Below are 14,163 nucleotides of genomic sequence, written 5' to 3'. Positions count from 1 at the left end.
TTCGCCTGGATCTGCAAATAGCAAACACGGGGCCGACGCGCCCAGATCCCTTCAAGCCTGCCGTCGGGTGGCAGGCCCGAGGTTTTAAGCGGCTGCCTGTCTGAGCGATTTGACGTTAGCAAATCGCGAGTTCAGCCGCGCCTCGGGCCTGGCGGGACCCGACGGGAAGCCGCAGGCCAGGCTTGCGGGGTGGCCTTTAGGGGTGGAGGGGATATTTGGCCACACAAATATCCCCTCCCTGCCCGCCGGGCAGCCCCGGCTATGAAAAGCATCATCCGCGCAGCGGATTCAAAAAACATGTTGATCACCGCAGCGCTAAAGCAATCGTCTGTGCCCGCCTTGAAAACGTCACAAAACCTTCATCGCCGCGTGCTGTTTGTCCTTCGATGCCCGCCATTATCATTCATACGTCTATACGTTTATATGAATCTTTCTTGAACCATGAGGCAGATGATGGACACCTCCACCCGACAGCGCTGGCTTTCCGCGCTGGCCAACAGCCCCATCGAACGGTTGCTGGCCCTGCTGCCGCCGGCCCTGCCCGCCGACCCGCGCTGGCTGCGCCGCGCAGAAACCGGCCTGATGATGCTGCAAGGCCGCAGTGGCGGCGCCGGCGCCCGTTTCAACCTCGGCGAGATCAGCGTCAGCCGCGCCAGCTGCGAGATAGACGGCCATGTCGGCCACGGCTGGGTGCGCGGCGGCGACGGCCGCCACGCCGAGCTGATCGCCCAGGCCGACGCGTTGCTGCAAGACCCTGCCCGCCACGGCGAGCTGATGCTGGCGTGGATCGCGCCGCTGGAGAACGAACTGGCCGAACGCCGCGCCGCCCGTTCGCGCGAGGCCGCCTCCAGCAAGGTCGAATTCTTCACCATGGTGCGGGGGGAATGACCATGCATAGCGCTTTTGCCCATCCGGTGGATGACGCCCAGCAGACCTTCCGCGCCGTATTGAGCGCGATGGCCGAGCCGCTGCTGCCGCGCGCGCTGCCGGTATTGCCGCCGGCCCTGCCCGGCCTCAAAGCTTCCGCCGCCGCCCTGCTCTACACCTTGGCCGATCAGGATGTGCGCGTCTGGCTGCCGGCGCTGCCGGACGACACCATCGCCAGCCTGCGCTTCCACACCGGCATCCGCGTGGCCGAGCTGCCGGAAGAAGCCGACTTTATCGTCATCGCCGCCGGCATGCCGCTGCCGGATTTGATGAGTTTGAAAGCCGGCAGCGCCGAATACCCGGACCGCTCGGCCACGCTGTTGATCGAAGTGGATGGTTTCGGCGCGGACCAGGTGGAAGGCAGCGGCCCCGGCTTCGCCGCGCCGCGCCGTTTCGGCGCCGCCGGCCTGCCCAAAGACTTCTGGCGCGAATGGCAGCGCAATCACGCCCGCTTCCCGCTGGGCGTGGACGCCATGCTGATTTCCGACACCCACGTCGCCGGCCTGCCGCGCAGCGTCCGCATCCGGGAGGGTTGAGATGTATGTAGCCGTCAAAGGCGGGGAAACCGCCATCGCCCGCTCCTGGGACTTGCTGGCCGCCGCGCGCCGCGGCGACGAGGCCGCGCCGGAGCTGAGCATCGCCCAAATCCGCCAGCAAATGCGCCTGGCCGTGGCCCGCGTGATGCAGGAAGGCTCGCTGTACGACGAAGAGCTGGCCGCGCTGGCGCTGAAACAGGCCAGCGGCGACAGCATAGAAGCCGTGTTCCTGCTGCGCGCCTTCCGTACCACGCTGCCGCGCTTCGGCCAGACGCTGCCGCTCAACACCGCCGCGATGCGCGTGCGCCGCCGCGTGTCCGGCACCTTCAAGGACGTGCCGGGCGGCCAGATCCTCGGCCCCACCGCCGACTACACCCAGCGCCTGCTGGACTTCGGCCTGACGGCAGCCGCGCCAAAGATCGAGCTGGAGCAGGCCGCCGAGCCGCTGCCGGACGCGCTGCCCGGCGTGCTGCAGCTGCTGGACCGCGAAGGCTTGATCGAGGCCGACCTGCCGCCCGAGGGCGACCCGGAACCGGTGGACCTGACGCGCGAGCCGCTGATGTTCCCGGCCGGTCGCCCGGCGCGGCTGCAGAACCTGGCGCGCGGCGACGAAGGCTGGCTGCTGGGCCTCGCCTACTCCACCCAGCGCGGCTACGCCGAGAGCCACCCGTTCGCAGGGGAAATCCGCATGGGCGAAGTCAGCGTGACGGTCTGCCCGGAGGAACTGGGTTTCGAGATCGATATCGGCGAGATCACGCTGACCGAATGCCAGATGATCAACCAGTTCGCCGGCAGCAAGAGCGCGCCGCCGCAATTCACCCGCGGCTACGGCCTGAGCTTCGGCGAGGCCGAGCGCAAAGCGATGGCGATGGCGCTGGTGGACCGCAGCCTGCGCGCCGAGGAGCTGGGCGAAACCGCCCACGCGCCAGCGCAGCAGGGCGAATTCGTGCTCTACCACAGCGACAATGTCGAAGCCTCCGGCTTCGTCCAGCACCTGAAACTGCCGCATTACGTGGACTTCCAGGCCGAGCTGGCGCTGATCCGCCAGCTGCGCGCCGCCGCCGACCAGGAGACCCGCCATGACTGACGACCGCTACAACTTCGGTTTCCTCGACGAAAACACCAAGCGCATGCTGCGCCGCGGCCTGCTCAAAGCCGTGGCGATTCCCGGCTACCAGGTGCCGTTCGGCAGCCGCGAAATGCCGCTGCCTTACGGCTGGGGCACCGGCGGCATCCAAGTGACGGCCAGCGTGATCGGCCGCGACGACGTGCTCAAGGTCATCGACCAGGGCGCCGACGACACCACCAACGCCGTCAACATCCGCCGCTTCTTCGGCCGCGTGGCCGGCGTGGCCACCACCACCCGCACCGCCGACGCGACGCTGATCCAGACCCGCCACCGCATCCCGGAAAGGCCGCTGAAACCTGGCCAGATCATGATCTTCCAGGTGCCTGAGCCGGAGCCGCTGCGCACGCTGGAAGCCAGCGAGGTGGAAACCCGCAAGCTGCACGCGCATCAGGAATACGGGCTGATGCACGTCAAGCTGTACGAGGACATCGCCCGTTTCGGCCATATCGCCACCAGCTACGACTACCCGGTGATGGTCAACGACCGTTACCTGGCCTCGCCGTCTCCGATTCCCAAATTCGACAACCCCAAGCTCCACATGAGCCCGGCCTTGCTGCTGTTCGGCGCCGGCCGCGAAAAGCGTCTGTACGCGATTCCGCCATACACCAAGGTGGAGAGCCTGGCCTTCGACGATCATCCGTTTACAGCGCAAAGCTGGGAGCAAGGCTGCGCGCTGTGCGGCTCGCGCACGAGCTATCTGGACGAAATCGTCACCGACGACGCCGGTAGCCGGATGTTCGTCTGCTCGGATACCGACTATTGCCAGCAGGAGAAACAAGCATGATGGCGCCCATCCTTACCGTGAGCGGGCTGAGCAAGGACTACGGCAACGGCCAGGGCTGCTTCGACGTCAATTTCGAGCTATACCCGGGCGAGGTGCTGTGCATCGTCGGCGAATCCGGCTCCGGCAAATCCACGCTGTTGTCCACCCTGGCCGGCCGACTGGCCGCCGACGCCGGCAGCGTGCGCTTCGCCAACCGCGAAGGCATGCGGCACGAGCTGACCTGCCTGCCCGAGGCCGAGCGCCGCCGCCTGGCGCGCAGCGAATGGGGCTTCGTCACCCAGCACGCCCGCGACGGCCTGCGCATGGGCGTCTCCGCCGGCGCCAACGTCAGCGAGCGGCTGATGGCGCTGGGTCAGCGCCATTACGGCCGGCTGCGGCAGACCGCCGGCGACTGGCTGGAAAAGGTCGAAATAGACCGCGCGCGTCTCGACGACAAGCCATCCGCCTTCTCCGGCGGCATGCAGCAGCGGCTGCAGATCGCCCGCAATCTGGTGACTCAGCCGCGGCTGGTGTTCATGGACGAGCCCACCGGCGGGCTGGACGTGTCGGTGCAGGCGCGCTTCCTCGACCTGACCCGCCGCCTGGTGCGCGACGCCGGCATCGCCGTCATCATGGTGACGCACGATCTGGGCGTGGCGCGGCTGCTGGCGCAGCGCACGCTGGTGATGCAGAAGGGCCGCGTGGTCGAAGCCGGCCTGACCGACCAGATCCTCGACGACCCGCAACACCCGTACAGCCAGCTCCTGGTGTCCTCCATCCTGCAGGCCTGAAATCATGAATCTATTGATAGACGCGCAAAATCTGAGCAAGACCTTCACCCTGCACCAGCAAGGCGGGCTGCGGCTGCCGGTGTTGACCGATGTCTCGTTGCAGGCGGCCGCCGGCGAATGCGTGGCGCTGGCCGGTCCGTCCGGCGCCGGCAAGAGCACGCTGCTGAAGGCGCTATACGCCAACTATCTGGTGGAAAGCGGCCGCATCGGCGTGTTCCACCAGGGCGCATGGCTGGACATGGCCCGCGCGCTGCCGCACGAGATCGCCGCCGTGCGCCGCCGCACGCTGGGCTATGTCAGCCAGTTTTTGCGGGTGATCCCGCGGGTGTCGGCGCTGGACATCGTCGCCGAGCCGCTGCGCGAATGGGGCGCCGCCGACGCCGAGGCGCGGCTGACGGCCGGCGAATGGCTGGCGCGGCTGAACATCGCCGAGCGGCTGTGGAGCCTGCCGCCGGCCACCTTCTCCGGCGGCGAGCAGCAGCGCGTCAACATCGCGCGCGGCATGATCGCGCCGCGGCCGATACTGCTGCTGGACGAGCCGACGGCATCCCTCGACGCCGCCAACCGCGACGTGGTGGTACAACTGATGCGCGAAGCCCTTGCCCGCGGCGCGGCGCTGATCGGCATCTTCCACGACGCCCCCACCCGCGACGCCATCGCCAGCCGCGTGTTCCAGGTACCGCTGGCGCAACAAACGGAAATCGCAGCATGAAACAGATTCTGAACCACGCCCGCATCGTGCTGGCCGACCGCGTGATCGACAATGGCGCGCTGGAAATTAAAGACGGGCTGATCGCCGCCATCCACGAACAGCCGCTGACCGAAGGCGAAAATCTGGCCGGCGCGCTGCTGCTGCCTGGTCTGGTGGAGATCCATACCGACAATCTGGAAAAACACCTGATGCCGCGCAACGGCGTGCTGTGGCCGATTCTGCCGGCGGTGATCACCCACGACGCCCAATGCGTGGCCGCCGGCATCACCACAGTGCTGGACGCGCTGGCGGTGGGCGATCTGGAAGGCGAAAGGGTGCGGCTGGACACGCTGCACAGCGCCTTCGCCGCCATCAACCAGGGCATGGACGAAGGCGCGCTGCGGGCGGAGCACTTCTTCCACCTGCGCTGCGAATTGGCCTTCCCGCAACTGCTGGACGAATTGACGCCGCTGATCGCCCACCCGGCGGTGAAACTGGTATCGGTGATGGACCATACGCCGGGCCAGCGCCAGTACCGCGACCTGGAGCAATACAAAAAATACTATGGCGAGAAAAAGGTGGGCTGGGACGAGGAGACCTTCCTCGCCGCCGTGGCGGAACGCAAGGCCAAGCAGGCGGAATTCGCCGGCCGCCACAAGCAGGCGGTGGTGGAAATGGCCCAGGCGCGCGGCATCGCGCTGGCCAGCCACGACGACACCGACGCTGCCCACATCGAGGAAGCGCTGCGGGACGGCGTCGCGATCTCGGAATTTCCCACCACGCTGGAAGCGGCCCAAGCCGCCCGCGCGCACGGCCTGCAAACGGTGATGGGCGCGCCCAATGTGGTGCGCGGCGGCTCCCACTCCGGCAATGTGGCGGCGCTGGAGCTGGCTCGCCACGACCTGCTGGACATCCTGTCGTCCGACTACGTGCCGGCCAGCCTGCTGCACGCCGCCTGGCTGCTGCACGCCGTGGCGGGCTGGGGCCTGCCGCGCGCCGTCGCCGCCGTCAGCCTGAATCCGGCGCGGGCGGTGGGCCTCGCCGACCGCGGCGACATCGCCGTCGGCCAACGCGCCGATCTGGTGGCGATGACGGCGCGCGGCGATGTGCCGCTGGTGCGGAGCGTGTGGAAGCTGGGCGGGAGGGTATTCTGATGTTCGACGCCATCGCTGTTTTGCAGCAGCTGTACCGCGAACACGGCGCCCGCCATTACGGCGAGGCCGTCTCGCAGTTCGACCACGCCATCCAGGCCGCCACGCTGGCGCGCGACTGGGGCCATGACGACGAGATGGTGCTAGCAGCCTTCCTGCACGACATCGGCCATCTGCTGGAACACGACGGCGCTCAGGCCATGGGCGACTACGGCGTAATGGCCCACGACAAGCTGGCGCGCGACTATCTGCTGCAGCTGGGCTTCTCGCCCCGGCTGGCGCGGCTGGTGGGCATGCACGTCGAAGCCAAACGCTACCTGTGCGCGGTCGACCCGGCGTATCTGGCGGCGCTGTCGCCGGCCAGCGCCGCCACGCTGGGCTACCAGGGCGGGCCGATGCGCGCGGACGAGGCCGACGCCTTCTCGCGCCTGCCGGACCTGGCCGACATCCTGGCGCTGCGGAAGCTGGACGAGGCGGCCAAGGACGGCGGCTGGAGCCTGGACGCGGCCGACTGGGTGTGGCCGCTGATGGCCGGCCACCTGGCCAAGCCGCGCCCTGGCGCGTAGCCCCCTTACGCGCTCACCACGCCAACGGCCCCTTCTCGCCGTTGGCGTGCTCGCCGTAGTACAGCGACGGCAGGAAACGCGCCAGGCTGCTGAACTCGTTGTAGCAGTGCTGCATCAGGCCCAGGCCCAGCTCGTCCGGCACCGGCGATTCGCCGCCCAGCACGAAGCGGCTGCGCAGCACCGCGCCCTGCGGCTTGTCGCGCGCCAGATGGATCATCTCGCCGTCCAGCGGGTCGCCGTCGGCCGCCAGCCTGGGCTCGTCGCCGAAAGCGATCCGCGCGCACACCAGCCCGGACACCGCCTGCTCGCGCCTCGCCTGCGCCAGCGCGTCAGCCGTGAAGAAATCCGCCGGCTCGTGAAACTTCAGCACCGCCGCCACCGGCGGAAAATCGCCCAGCGACTCCTCCGCCCGCACGCAGGCGCCGACATAGCTCTCGCCCCGCCGCCAATGCTGGTCCCAGCCATGCATCCGGTGATGGTCGTGCGGGTGCCACCAGCGGATGTGCTGGGTGGTTTCGAAGAACTTGAACCACCATTCGACCATCCGGCCGGCGCAACCCGGCAGCTCGGTTCTCACCGCCACCAGCAGCCGGCCGTCGTCCAGCCGGCGGATGCCGGTTTCCAATGGCAACGGGCGCGGCGACAGCAGTTCATCATGGCTGGATATCCGATTCTGAGCATTCACAGTACACTCCTCGCTGTTTGATCGTCTGGACCCCGCGAATGCGCGGCCAATTAAGAAACGATTAACGTTTCCATATTCCAGCAACATGAGAAGCCATGTCAAGTCCACCTGACCTTTCCGCATCCCCAACGCCTCGGCCGCGCGGCCGTCCCGCCTCCCCGGAACAGACGCTGCGCCATCAGGTATTGCAGGCCGCAACCGAGCTGCTGCTGGGCGACGGCTACCGGGCATTAAGCATAGAGGCGGTGGCCAAGCGCGCCGGCGTGGCCAAAAAGACGGTGTACCGTTTCGCCGACAACCGGGAGCGGCTGCTGGCGGCCATCGTCGACGACTGGACCGCGGGACTGGTCTTCGCGGTTGATATGCCGCAAGACGACAGCGCCGACCTGCCTCGGGCGCTGGAAACGCTGCTGCTATCCATCGCCGAGCGGGTGCTGTCGGCGGAAGCGGTGGGCATGTTCAAGCTGCTGATCAACGATTTTCCCGGCCGCGAGCAGGCGCTGGCGGCGTATACCGGGCACGGCGTCCGCCACAGCGCGTCGCTGCTGGCGGACTGGCTCGCCGAACGCCGGCGCCGCGGCCTGCTGAAAGTGGACGATCCGGCGACCTGCGCCGAGCTGCTGCTGGCGATGGCCATCGCCGAACCGCTGCGGCAAATGGCGCTGGGCCTGGCCACGCCAGGCGTCGACGCGGCCCTGCGCGCCCGCGTCCGGGCCGCCGCGCGCCTGTGTTACGAGGGGATGCGGCCAGGCTAGCCGGTGGCGATCACCGCCGAGCGGGCCAGCGCCTCGTCCGTGGCCAGCTCGAACTGCGTCTCCATCGCGTCGAACATCGCCGGCGTCACTTCAAAGGAGAAAGTATCGCCGCGCGCGGCACTGCGCTGCAGCACGCGCTGACGGCGCACATCCGGCGCCGCCGTCACTTAATGCCACTTGGCGCTCAAGCCATGCTCGTCGGCCAGCGCCAGGAAACGGCCGCGGCCGGCGGCCTTCATGAAGCCGAGGTCCTGCACCACGCGGCCGCCGCCGCGGACGATGGCCAGCGCCGTCAGCCAGATGCGCCGCTCGCAGCGCGCCACCCGTTCCATCACCCCGCCGAAGTCCAGCGGCTGCGGCAGGTCGGGGCCGAACAGCTGGCCCATCCAGTCGTCTATCGCCAGATGCACCGCCTGCTCGGCCTCGGCCAGCTTGCGCGCGTGAGTGGATTTGCCGGCCCCTTGCGGACCGAACACCAGATGCAATTGAGTCACTGGCACGACCTTGCCTAAAGAACGACGCCGCCCCGGTGGCGGCTTGGAGATTCCCGCGCCGGCGTCAAGATGATTCGGTCCAGGCTATGGGCAAGACGGCAGATTTCGGATCAACGCTTGAACAGCGCCATGCCTTCCGAGCGCGGCGCGGTGGGCTCGAAGCCGAACTGGGCGTACAGATGCCTGGCGTCGCCGTCGGCGATCAGGCTGACGTAGGCGCTGACCGGCAGTTCGCGGTCGATGTAGCCGCGGATCGCCGCCATGATGCGCTTGCCCAGCCCCCGGCCCTGGTGCGCCGGCAGCACGGCGATGTCCACCACCTGGTAAAAGCCGCCGCCGTCGCCTATCACCCGCCCCATCCCTATGGTTTCGCCGCCGTGGCGCAGCTGCACCGCGAACAGCGTGCCGGCCAGGCCGCGGCGAGCGGCTTCCTCGGTCTTGGGGCTGAGGCCGGATTCGGCCCGCAGGCGGCGATAAGTGTCGACATCCGGCGCCGCCTCGATCAAGGCGTAATCATCGCCATCTGGAATGAAAGCCGGCGCGGCGGCGGAAGATGAGAAGTTCAGCGGGCGCTGCATCAGCACTTCGTCCAGGCTGCGGCCGTCCACCATCACCGCGCCGGGAATCAAACCCACGCGGCGGAAGCCGAAGGCCTGGTAAAGCGCCTTGGCCGGCGCGTTTTCGGCATGGACGGCCAGCTCCAGCGACGCCAGCCCCGGCAGCTTGGCGGCCTCGTCCAGCACCGCCTGCATCAGACTGCGCGCCACGCCCCTGCCGCGGCATTCCGACCGGGTGAACACGCCCTGCACCGCCGCGCGGTGGCGGGTTCTGGCCAGAACGTTGCGCCGCAGCGCGGCCACGCCGACCAGCTCGCCGGCGATGAAAGCGCCCACAACCCGCTGCGCGTCGCCGGGTGCTATCTGCCTCTGGATGGCGTCCCGGTCCAGCGCGGCGACTTCGGCGGCGTCGGCATGGATGGACGCCGGATCATGGGTGGCGGCCGCGACGCGGATCGCCTGGTAGACGTCGGCGTCGGCAGCGCACAACAGGCGGATGGACAGGCCGCCGTTCGCATCGGTAACCGCCATGCTACTTCGCCGCCATCGCGTCGCCGGCCGCGCAGGTGAAGCTGCCGTAACTTACCGACTTGACCTTGCCCTGGCCGCAGGTCTTCAGCGCCTGGTCCGTCATACGCTGCAGCTGGGCCACGTCGCGGTAGCCGTCGGTATTGCCGATCACGCAGGCGGACAAGCCCCACGCGCACATCATCGCCATTGCCAGTTGTTTCATTTCGCCTCTGCTCGGATATCGCATCATGCAATTGACCGGATGGTCAAAAATGCAAACATCCTAACAGGCGATACCCGACAAAGCCACCTCGCGCGCCGCGCGCTGCCGCTTCAGCCGCTCCGACAACAGCGGGCCCGAACAGTGCTCGGCGCCCATCCGCTGCGCCAGGCCCAGCATGTTCTGACAGACGATGTCCTCCACCGCCAGCGCGAAACCCTGCTCCACCAGTTGCGGCGCCAGCTGCAGCAACTGGTCGCGCACGCGGGGATACATCACCGCCCGGCTCATGAAACGCGGGGCCAGCGCCAATCCGTCCGGCTCCAGCCGCCACAGCCGCAACAGATCCTGCCCGCCGGCGCCGAAGTCGCCCAGCGCCAGCCGGTGGCCGTGCTGGCGGTAGCGCCTCAGCAGCGACAGTCCCAGCTCGCCGGTGCGCTCGTCCAGGAACAGCAGCATCTGCGACAGGTTGGCCGGAAACTCCAGCGTTTCCAGCAGGCGGGCGGTGAAGTCGACGATGCGGTCGCTGTAGGCGTGGCAGATGCGCGGGTCGACGTCTATCCGCAGCGGCAGGTGGCGGCCATTGCGCCCCAGATGGTTGAGCACGTGCAGCACCCGGATCAGCTTGAGCAGCGCCACCGCCTTGGTCTCGCCGTAATTCATCGCGAACAGCCAATTGGCCGGCAGCGCCTGGCCGAACTGGCCGAAGATGCGCAGCCGCGCCGCGTACTGCTGCAGCTGGCAACGGCCGTCCCTGACCTTGGCCTGCGGAATGAAGCTGCTGCACAGCCACCAGCCGTCGAAGCTGGCGAAGACTTCCTGTTCATTCCACTGCAGCCTGATCTGCACGCCCTCCTGCTGCAACAACTGCTGACAGGCGGCCAGCGTGGCGGGCGCAAAGCCGGCTGGCAGGGTTTTGACGGGCTTGAATCGTTTCATGGCCTGACCCCGGGTGGTGGAATTGGCGCCACTATAGCCCCGGCCGTGACAAGGTCATATACGATTTGCCGATAAGCCTATCTGTTTTTCCGGAATGATGGCTTTTGCCGTATTTTCGATATCGATTGCAGATTTTCTTGCTTCCCGGCTGCGGAAAGGCCTGCCTACAGTGCTCCCCATCAGAACATTCATCATCACGGGAAACAAAGCCATGCGCCCCCTGCACCACCTCGCCATCGCCCTGCTGCTCGCCGGCAGCGCCTCCGCCTTCGCCGACGTGACCTTGCTCAACGTCTCCTACGATCCGACGCGCGAGCTCTACCAGGACTACAACGCCGCCTTCGCCAAGTACTGGAAGGCCAAGACCGGCGAAACCGTCACCGTCAAGCAGTCCCACGGCGGCTCCGGCAAGCAGGCGCGCTCGGTGATAGACGGCCTGGACGCCGACGTGGTGACGCTGGCGCTGGCCTACGACATCGACGAGATCTCCAGCCAGGCCAAGTCCATCGCGCCCAACTGGCAGCAGCGGCTGCCCAACAACGCCTCGCCGTACTCGTCCACCATCGTGTTCCTGGTGCGCAAGGGCAATCCCAAGCACATCAAGGACTGGAACGATCTGGTCAAATCCGGCGTGGAAGTGGTGACGCCGAACCCGAAGACCGGCGGCGGCGCGCGCTGGAACTATCTGGCGGCCTGGGGCTACGCGCTGAAGCAGCCCGGCGGCAACGACGCCAAGGCCAAGGACTTCGTCAAGAAGCTGTACGGCAACGTCAAGGTGCTGGACTCCGGCGCGCGCGGCTCGCTGATCACCTTCACCCAGCGCGGCATCGGCGACGTGCTGCTGTCGTGGGAGAACGAAGCCTTCCTCGCCGCCAAGGAGCTGGGGCCCGACAAGTTCGATATCGTCACCCCGTCCGTCTCCATCCTGGCCGAGCCGCCGGTCAGCGTGGTGGACAAGGTGGCGGACAAGCGCGGCACCCGCAAGGTGGCCGAGGCCTATCTGAAATACCTGTATAGCCCCGAAGGCCAGACCCTGGCCGCCAAACACTACTACCGCCCGCGCGACGCCAAGGTGGCGGCCAAATACGCCGGCCAGTTCAGCAAGGTGAAGCTGTTCACCATCGACCAGACTTTCGGCGGCTGGCAGAAGGCGCAGAAAACCCACTTCGCCGACGGCGGGGTGTTCGACCAGATCGTGGCGCGCTGAGGCTCCCCGCTATTCAAAACCGCCCGGACGCGACACCGGGCGGTTTCTATTTAGCCATCTCTATTGCCTCTACATAAGCAAATGTGTCCGCTGCGCGAACAATGTTTTAGGTGGCGGTTCCGCCCGCCAAACGGGCCAGGGGCGGTGCGGCCAGCCCTGTTGAGCGAATCGAAGATTCGCACGCAGAGGCGATCCCAGGCCGCCCCTGCAGCCCGCGAAACCCCGACCAAAAAGCGCTGAGCGAGGAGCCACCGAAACTAGCCGCGCGCTACCGTCGCGCGGCGTCGAACAAGCGGCGGCTTAAAACCTCGCTCATCGCCTTTTTGCTGGCGCGCTCTGAAAGTGGAATTGTCGCACCGACAGCCATTCAGCCCGGACAGAACAAAACCAAGCCTTCACCCCTCGCCCACTTTGCATAATTTCGAATAAGCAACGAAGAAATACTTATTTTCAGAATAAGAGCCTCGAAGATATCGTTTATTCGGTTATATGAATTGGAATCCACGATGTCAGCGACACTCGCCCCGCCACCCCGCCCTCCCCGCGTCCTGCCCGGCTTCAGCCTGTCATTGGGATTCACCGTCAGCTATCTGTCACTGCTGGTGCTGATTCCGCTGGCCGCGGTGGCCTTGCGCGCCGCCGGCCAGCCGCTGGAAAGCTTCTGGCAGGCCGCCGCCTCGCCGCGCGTGCTCGCGTCCTACCGGCTCAGCTTCGGCATGGCGCTGGCCGCCGCCGCCATCAACAGCGTGTTCGGCCTGCTGCTGGCCTGGTCGCTGACGCGCTACCACTTTCCCGGCAAGCGCCTGGTGGACGCGCTGGTGGACTTGCCGTTCGCGCTGCCGACGGCAGTGGCAGGCATCGCGCTGACCGCGCTCTACGCCGGCAACGGCTGGCTGGGGCAATACCTGGAGCCGCTGGGCGTAAAGGTGGCCTTCGGCCCGCTGGGCGTGCTGGTGGCGCTGGTGTTCATCGGCTTGCCCTTCGTGGTGCGCACCGTGCAGCCGGTGCTGGAAGACCTGGAGTCCGAGCTGGAGGAAGCCGCCGCCTGCCTGGGCGCGCGCCGCTGGCAGATTTTCCGCCACGTGATCCTGCCCACGCTGCAGCCGGCGCTGCTGACCGGCTTCGCGCTGGCCTTCGCCCGCGCGGTCGGCGAGTACGGCTCGGTGATTTTCATCGCCGGCAACGTGCCCATGGTGTCGGAAATCACGCCGCTGATGATCATCAGCAAGCTGGAGCAGTTCGACTACGCCGGCGCGGCCGCCATCGCCAGCGTGATGCTGGCCGCGTCCTTCCTGCTCTTGCTGGCGATCAACGGCCTGCAGTTCTGGAGCGCGCGCCGCCACGGCCGCGCGGGAGCCGCCCGATGAGCGCCGCCATCACCCATCCGCGCCCGGCGGCGGACAAGGCCGCGCAGCTGGAATCCCGCGCCGCCACCCGCGAGTCGCGCGCCGTCAAATGGACCATCCTGACTCTATCGCTGGGCTTCTTCGCCGTATTCCTGTTGCTGCCGCTAATCGTCGTGTTCGCCGAGGCGCTGGCCAAGGGCTGGGATACCTACCTGACCGCGCTGTCCGAGCCCGACGCGCTGGCGGCGGTGAGGCTGACGCTGCTGGCGGCGGCGGTATCGGTGCCGCTGAACCTGGCCTTCGGCGTGGCCGCCGCCTGGGCGGCCACCCGCTTCGACTTCCGCGGCAAACAGCTGCTGATCACGCTGATCGACCTGCCGTTCTCGGTGTCGCCCGTCGTCGCAGGCCTGATCTTCGTGCTGGTGTTCGGCCAGCAAGGCTGGCTGGGGCCGTGGCTGGCCGAGTACGGGATCAAGATCATTTTCTCGGTGCCCGGCATCGTGCTGGCCACGCTGTTCGTCACCGTGCCCTTCATCGCCCGCGAGCTGATCCCGCTGATGGAAGCCCAGGGCCGCGAGGAGGAGGAAGCCGCGGTGGTGCTGGGCGCGCGCGGCTGGCAAGTGTTGTGGCACGTGACCCTGCCCAATGTGCGCTGGGCGCTGCTGTATGGCGTGATCCTCAGCAACGCGCGGGCGATGGGCGAATTCGGCGCGGTGTCGGTGGTGTCCGGCCACATCCGCGGCGAAACCAATACCCTGCCTTTGCACGTGGAAATCCTCTACAACGAGTACAATTTCGCCGCGGCCTTCGCCGTGGCGTCCCTGCTGGCCTTGCTGGCCCTGGTCACGCTGGCGCTGAAGAGCTGGGTGGAATGGCGCAGCGTCAAGGAAAACTGA

19 protein-coding genes are annotated in these 14,163 nt (G+C 67.3%); 12 read left to right on the top strand and 7 right to left on the bottom strand.

Features of this window, described 5'->3' with window-relative positions:
• The first annotated feature begins 453 nt into the window (after window positions 1–453).
• From phnG to VL52_RS09365, 8 genes are read left to right on the top strand one after another with little or no spacing between them, the layout of a single operon-like run.
• Window positions 454–888 (top strand): phosphonate C-P lyase system protein PhnG, encoded by a 435-nt coding sequence (gene phnG, locus VL52_RS09400; protein WP_046156816.1) that lies wholly within the window; start codon window positions 454–456, stop codon window positions 886–888.
• A 2-nt stretch (window positions 889–890) separates the two neighbouring features.
• Window positions 891–1,463, top strand: coding sequence for a phosphonate C-P lyase system protein PhnH (phnH, locus tag VL52_RS09395; protein WP_052717396.1), 573 nt, complete (start codon window positions 891–893; stop codon window positions 1,461–1,463).
• Between the two features lies 1 nt (window position 1,464).
• Window positions 1,465–2,550 carry a carbon-phosphorus lyase complex subunit gene (locus VL52_RS09390; protein ID WP_046156783.1) on the top strand — a complete coding sequence of 362 codons (1,086 nt, stop codon included), beginning with the start codon at window positions 1,465–1,467 and terminating at the stop codon, window positions 2,548–2,550.
• Window positions 2,543–3,376 carry an alpha-D-ribose 1-methylphosphonate 5-phosphate C-P-lyase PhnJ gene (locus VL52_RS09385; protein ID WP_046156782.1) on the top strand — a complete coding sequence of 278 codons (834 nt, stop codon included), beginning with the start codon at window positions 2,543–2,545 and terminating at the stop codon, window positions 3,374–3,376. The genes VL52_RS09390 and VL52_RS09385 overlap by 8 nt, the downstream gene beginning before the upstream one ends.
• The gene (phnK, locus tag VL52_RS09380) at window positions 3,373–4,146 is read left to right on the top strand and encodes a phosphonate C-P lyase system protein PhnK (RefSeq protein ID WP_082113689.1); all 774 of its coding nucleotides are present in this window, start codon (window positions 3,373–3,375) and stop codon (window positions 4,144–4,146) included. The genes VL52_RS09385 and phnK overlap by 4 nt, the downstream gene beginning before the upstream one ends.
• Before the next feature lie 4 nt (window positions 4,147–4,150).
• Window positions 4,151–4,858: a phosphonate C-P lyase system protein PhnL gene (gene phnL / locus VL52_RS09375; RefSeq protein ID WP_046156781.1), complete on the top strand. Its 708-nt coding sequence runs from the start codon at window positions 4,151–4,153 to the stop codon at window positions 4,856–4,858.
• Window positions 4,855–5,991 (top strand): alpha-D-ribose 1-methylphosphonate 5-triphosphate diphosphatase, encoded by a 1,137-nt coding sequence (locus VL52_RS09370; RefSeq protein WP_046156780.1) that lies wholly within the window; start codon window positions 4,855–4,857, stop codon window positions 5,989–5,991. The genes phnL and VL52_RS09370 overlap by 4 nt, the downstream gene beginning before the upstream one ends.
• Window positions 5,991–6,554 carry a phosphonate degradation HD-domain oxygenase gene (locus VL52_RS09365; RefSeq protein ID WP_070981462.1) on the top strand — a complete coding sequence of 188 codons (564 nt, stop codon included), beginning with the start codon at window positions 5,991–5,993 and terminating at the stop codon, window positions 6,552–6,554. The genes VL52_RS09370 and VL52_RS09365 overlap by 1 nt, the downstream gene beginning before the upstream one ends.
• Window positions 6,555–6,567: 13 nt before the next feature.
• On the opposite strand, the gene VL52_RS09360 is transcribed toward VL52_RS09365, so the two are convergent.
• Window positions 6,568–7,239: a DAPG hydrolase family protein gene (locus VL52_RS09360; protein ID WP_046156779.1), complete on the bottom strand. Its 672-nt coding sequence runs from the start codon at window positions 7,237–7,239 to the stop codon at window positions 6,568–6,570.
• Window positions 7,240–7,334: 95 nt separating this feature from the next.
• Here VL52_RS09360 and VL52_RS09355 point away from each other — a divergent pair, with 95 nt between their 5' ends.
• Window positions 7,335–7,994, top strand: coding sequence for a TetR/AcrR family transcriptional regulator (locus VL52_RS09355; protein WP_046156778.1), 660 nt, complete (start codon window positions 7,335–7,337; stop codon window positions 7,992–7,994).
• On the opposite strand, the gene VL52_RS24995 is transcribed toward VL52_RS09355, so the two are convergent.
• The 6 genes from VL52_RS24995 to VL52_RS24990 all read right to left on the bottom strand — a co-directional run bounded on the left by VL52_RS24995 (window position 7,991) and on the right by VL52_RS24990 (window position 10,927).
• Window positions 7,991–8,143, bottom strand: a complete 153-nt coding sequence (locus tag VL52_RS24995) for a hypothetical protein (RefSeq protein ID WP_160298932.1) — start codon at window positions 8,141–8,143, stop codon at window positions 7,991–7,993. The two genes, VL52_RS09355 and VL52_RS24995, sit on opposite strands and share 4 nt — an antisense overlap.
• A gap of 18 nt (window positions 8,144–8,161) precedes the next feature.
• A complete protein-coding gene (locus VL52_RS23240) occupies window positions 8,162–8,494 on the bottom strand; it encodes a P-loop nucleotide/nucleoside kinase family protein (RefSeq protein WP_160298931.1) in 333 nt (110 codons plus the stop codon).
• A 104-nt stretch (window positions 8,495–8,598) separates the two neighbouring features.
• The gene (locus tag VL52_RS23850) at window positions 8,599–9,576 is read right to left on the bottom strand and encodes a GNAT family N-acetyltransferase (protein WP_082113687.1); all 978 of its coding nucleotides are present in this window, start codon (window positions 9,574–9,576) and stop codon (window positions 8,599–8,601) included.
• Window position 9,577: 1 nt separating this feature from the next.
• Window positions 9,578–9,778 (bottom strand): hypothetical protein, encoded by a 201-nt coding sequence (locus VL52_RS09340; RefSeq protein ID WP_144410200.1) that lies wholly within the window; start codon window positions 9,776–9,778, stop codon window positions 9,578–9,580.
• A gap of 60 nt (window positions 9,779–9,838) precedes the next feature.
• On the bottom strand, window positions 9,839–10,714 hold the full coding sequence (locus tag VL52_RS09335; protein ID WP_046156776.1) for an EAL domain-containing protein: 876 nt from the start codon (window positions 10,712–10,714) through the stop codon (window positions 9,839–9,841).
• 54 nt (window positions 10,715–10,768) lie between these two features.
• A complete protein-coding gene (locus VL52_RS24990) occupies window positions 10,769–10,927 on the bottom strand; it encodes a hypothetical protein (RefSeq protein ID WP_160298930.1) in 159 nt (52 codons plus the stop codon).
• On the opposite strand from VL52_RS24990, the gene VL52_RS09330 reads away from it, so the two are divergent.
• From VL52_RS09330 to cysW, 3 genes are all read left to right on the top strand, one after another.
• Complete coding sequence (locus VL52_RS09330; RefSeq protein WP_046156775.1) at window positions 10,926–11,921, top strand: sulfate ABC transporter substrate-binding protein; 996 nt, start codon at window positions 10,926–10,928, stop codon at window positions 11,919–11,921. The two genes, VL52_RS24990 and VL52_RS09330, sit on opposite strands and share 2 nt — an antisense overlap.
• Before the next feature lie 506 nt (window positions 11,922–12,427).
• The gene (cysT, locus tag VL52_RS09325) at window positions 12,428–13,288 is read left to right on the top strand and encodes a sulfate ABC transporter permease subunit CysT (protein WP_046156774.1); all 861 of its coding nucleotides are present in this window, start codon (window positions 12,428–12,430) and stop codon (window positions 13,286–13,288) included.
• Window positions 13,285–14,163 (top strand): sulfate ABC transporter permease subunit CysW, encoded by an 879-nt coding sequence (gene cysW / locus VL52_RS09320; protein WP_046156773.1) that lies wholly within the window; start codon window positions 13,285–13,287, stop codon window positions 14,161–14,163. Before cysT ends, cysW begins: the two co-directional genes overlap by 4 nt.

The sequence above is a fragment of the Chromobacterium vaccinii genome (genome assembly GCF_000971335.1).
Taxonomy (GTDB): domain Bacteria; phylum Pseudomonadota; class Gammaproteobacteria; order Burkholderiales; family Chromobacteriaceae; genus Chromobacterium; species Chromobacterium vaccinii.
The sequence above is the reverse complement of the archived record's forward strand: the minus strand, read 5'-3'. Positions and strand labels throughout refer to the sequence as shown.

Coding starts and splice junctions, on each gene's coding strand:
- cysW (WP_046156773.1), top strand. CDS start 13,285: ATGAGCGCCGCCATCACCCATCCGCGCCCGGCGGCGGACAAGGCCGCG.
- VL52_RS09335 (WP_046156776.1), bottom strand. CDS start 10,714: ATGAAACGATTCAAGCCCGTCAAAACCCTGCCAGCCGGCTTTGCGCCC.
- phnL (WP_046156781.1), top strand. CDS start 4,151: ATGAATCTATTGATAGACGCGCAAAATCTGAGCAAGACCTTCACCCTG.
- cysT (WP_046156774.1), top strand. CDS start 12,428: ATGTCAGCGACACTCGCCCCGCCACCCCGCCCTCCCCGCGTCCTGCCC.
- VL52_RS09370 (WP_046156780.1), top strand. CDS start 4,855: ATGAAACAGATTCTGAACCACGCCCGCATCGTGCTGGCCGACCGCGTG.
- VL52_RS23850 (WP_082113687.1), bottom strand. CDS start 9,576: ATGGCGGTTACCGATGCGAACGGCGGCCTGTCCATCCGCCTGTTGTGC.
- VL52_RS09340 (WP_144410200.1), bottom strand. CDS start 9,778: ATGAAACAACTGGCAATGGCGATGATGTGCGCGTGGGGCTTGTCCGCC.
- phnK (WP_082113689.1), top strand. CDS start 3,373: ATGATGGCGCCCATCCTTACCGTGAGCGGGCTGAGCAAGGACTACGGC.
- VL52_RS09365 (WP_070981462.1), top strand. CDS start 5,991: ATGTTCGACGCCATCGCTGTTTTGCAGCAGCTGTACCGCGAACACGGC.
- VL52_RS09390 (WP_046156783.1), top strand. CDS start 1,465: ATGTATGTAGCCGTCAAAGGCGGGGAAACCGCCATCGCCCGCTCCTGG.
- phnH (WP_052717396.1), top strand. CDS start 891: ATGCATAGCGCTTTTGCCCATCCGGTGGATGACGCCCAGCAGACCTTC.
- phnG (WP_046156816.1), top strand. CDS start 454: ATGGACACCTCCACCCGACAGCGCTGGCTTTCCGCGCTGGCCAACAGC.
- VL52_RS24990 (WP_160298930.1), bottom strand. CDS start 10,927: ATGGCTTTGTTTCCCGTGATGATGAATGTTCTGATGGGGAGCACTGTA.
- VL52_RS09355 (WP_046156778.1), top strand. CDS start 7,335: ATGTCAAGTCCACCTGACCTTTCCGCATCCCCAACGCCTCGGCCGCGC.
- VL52_RS09330 (WP_046156775.1), top strand. CDS start 10,926: ATGCGCCCCCTGCACCACCTCGCCATCGCCCTGCTGCTCGCCGGCAGC.
- VL52_RS09385 (WP_046156782.1), top strand. CDS start 2,543: ATGACTGACGACCGCTACAACTTCGGTTTCCTCGACGAAAACACCAAG.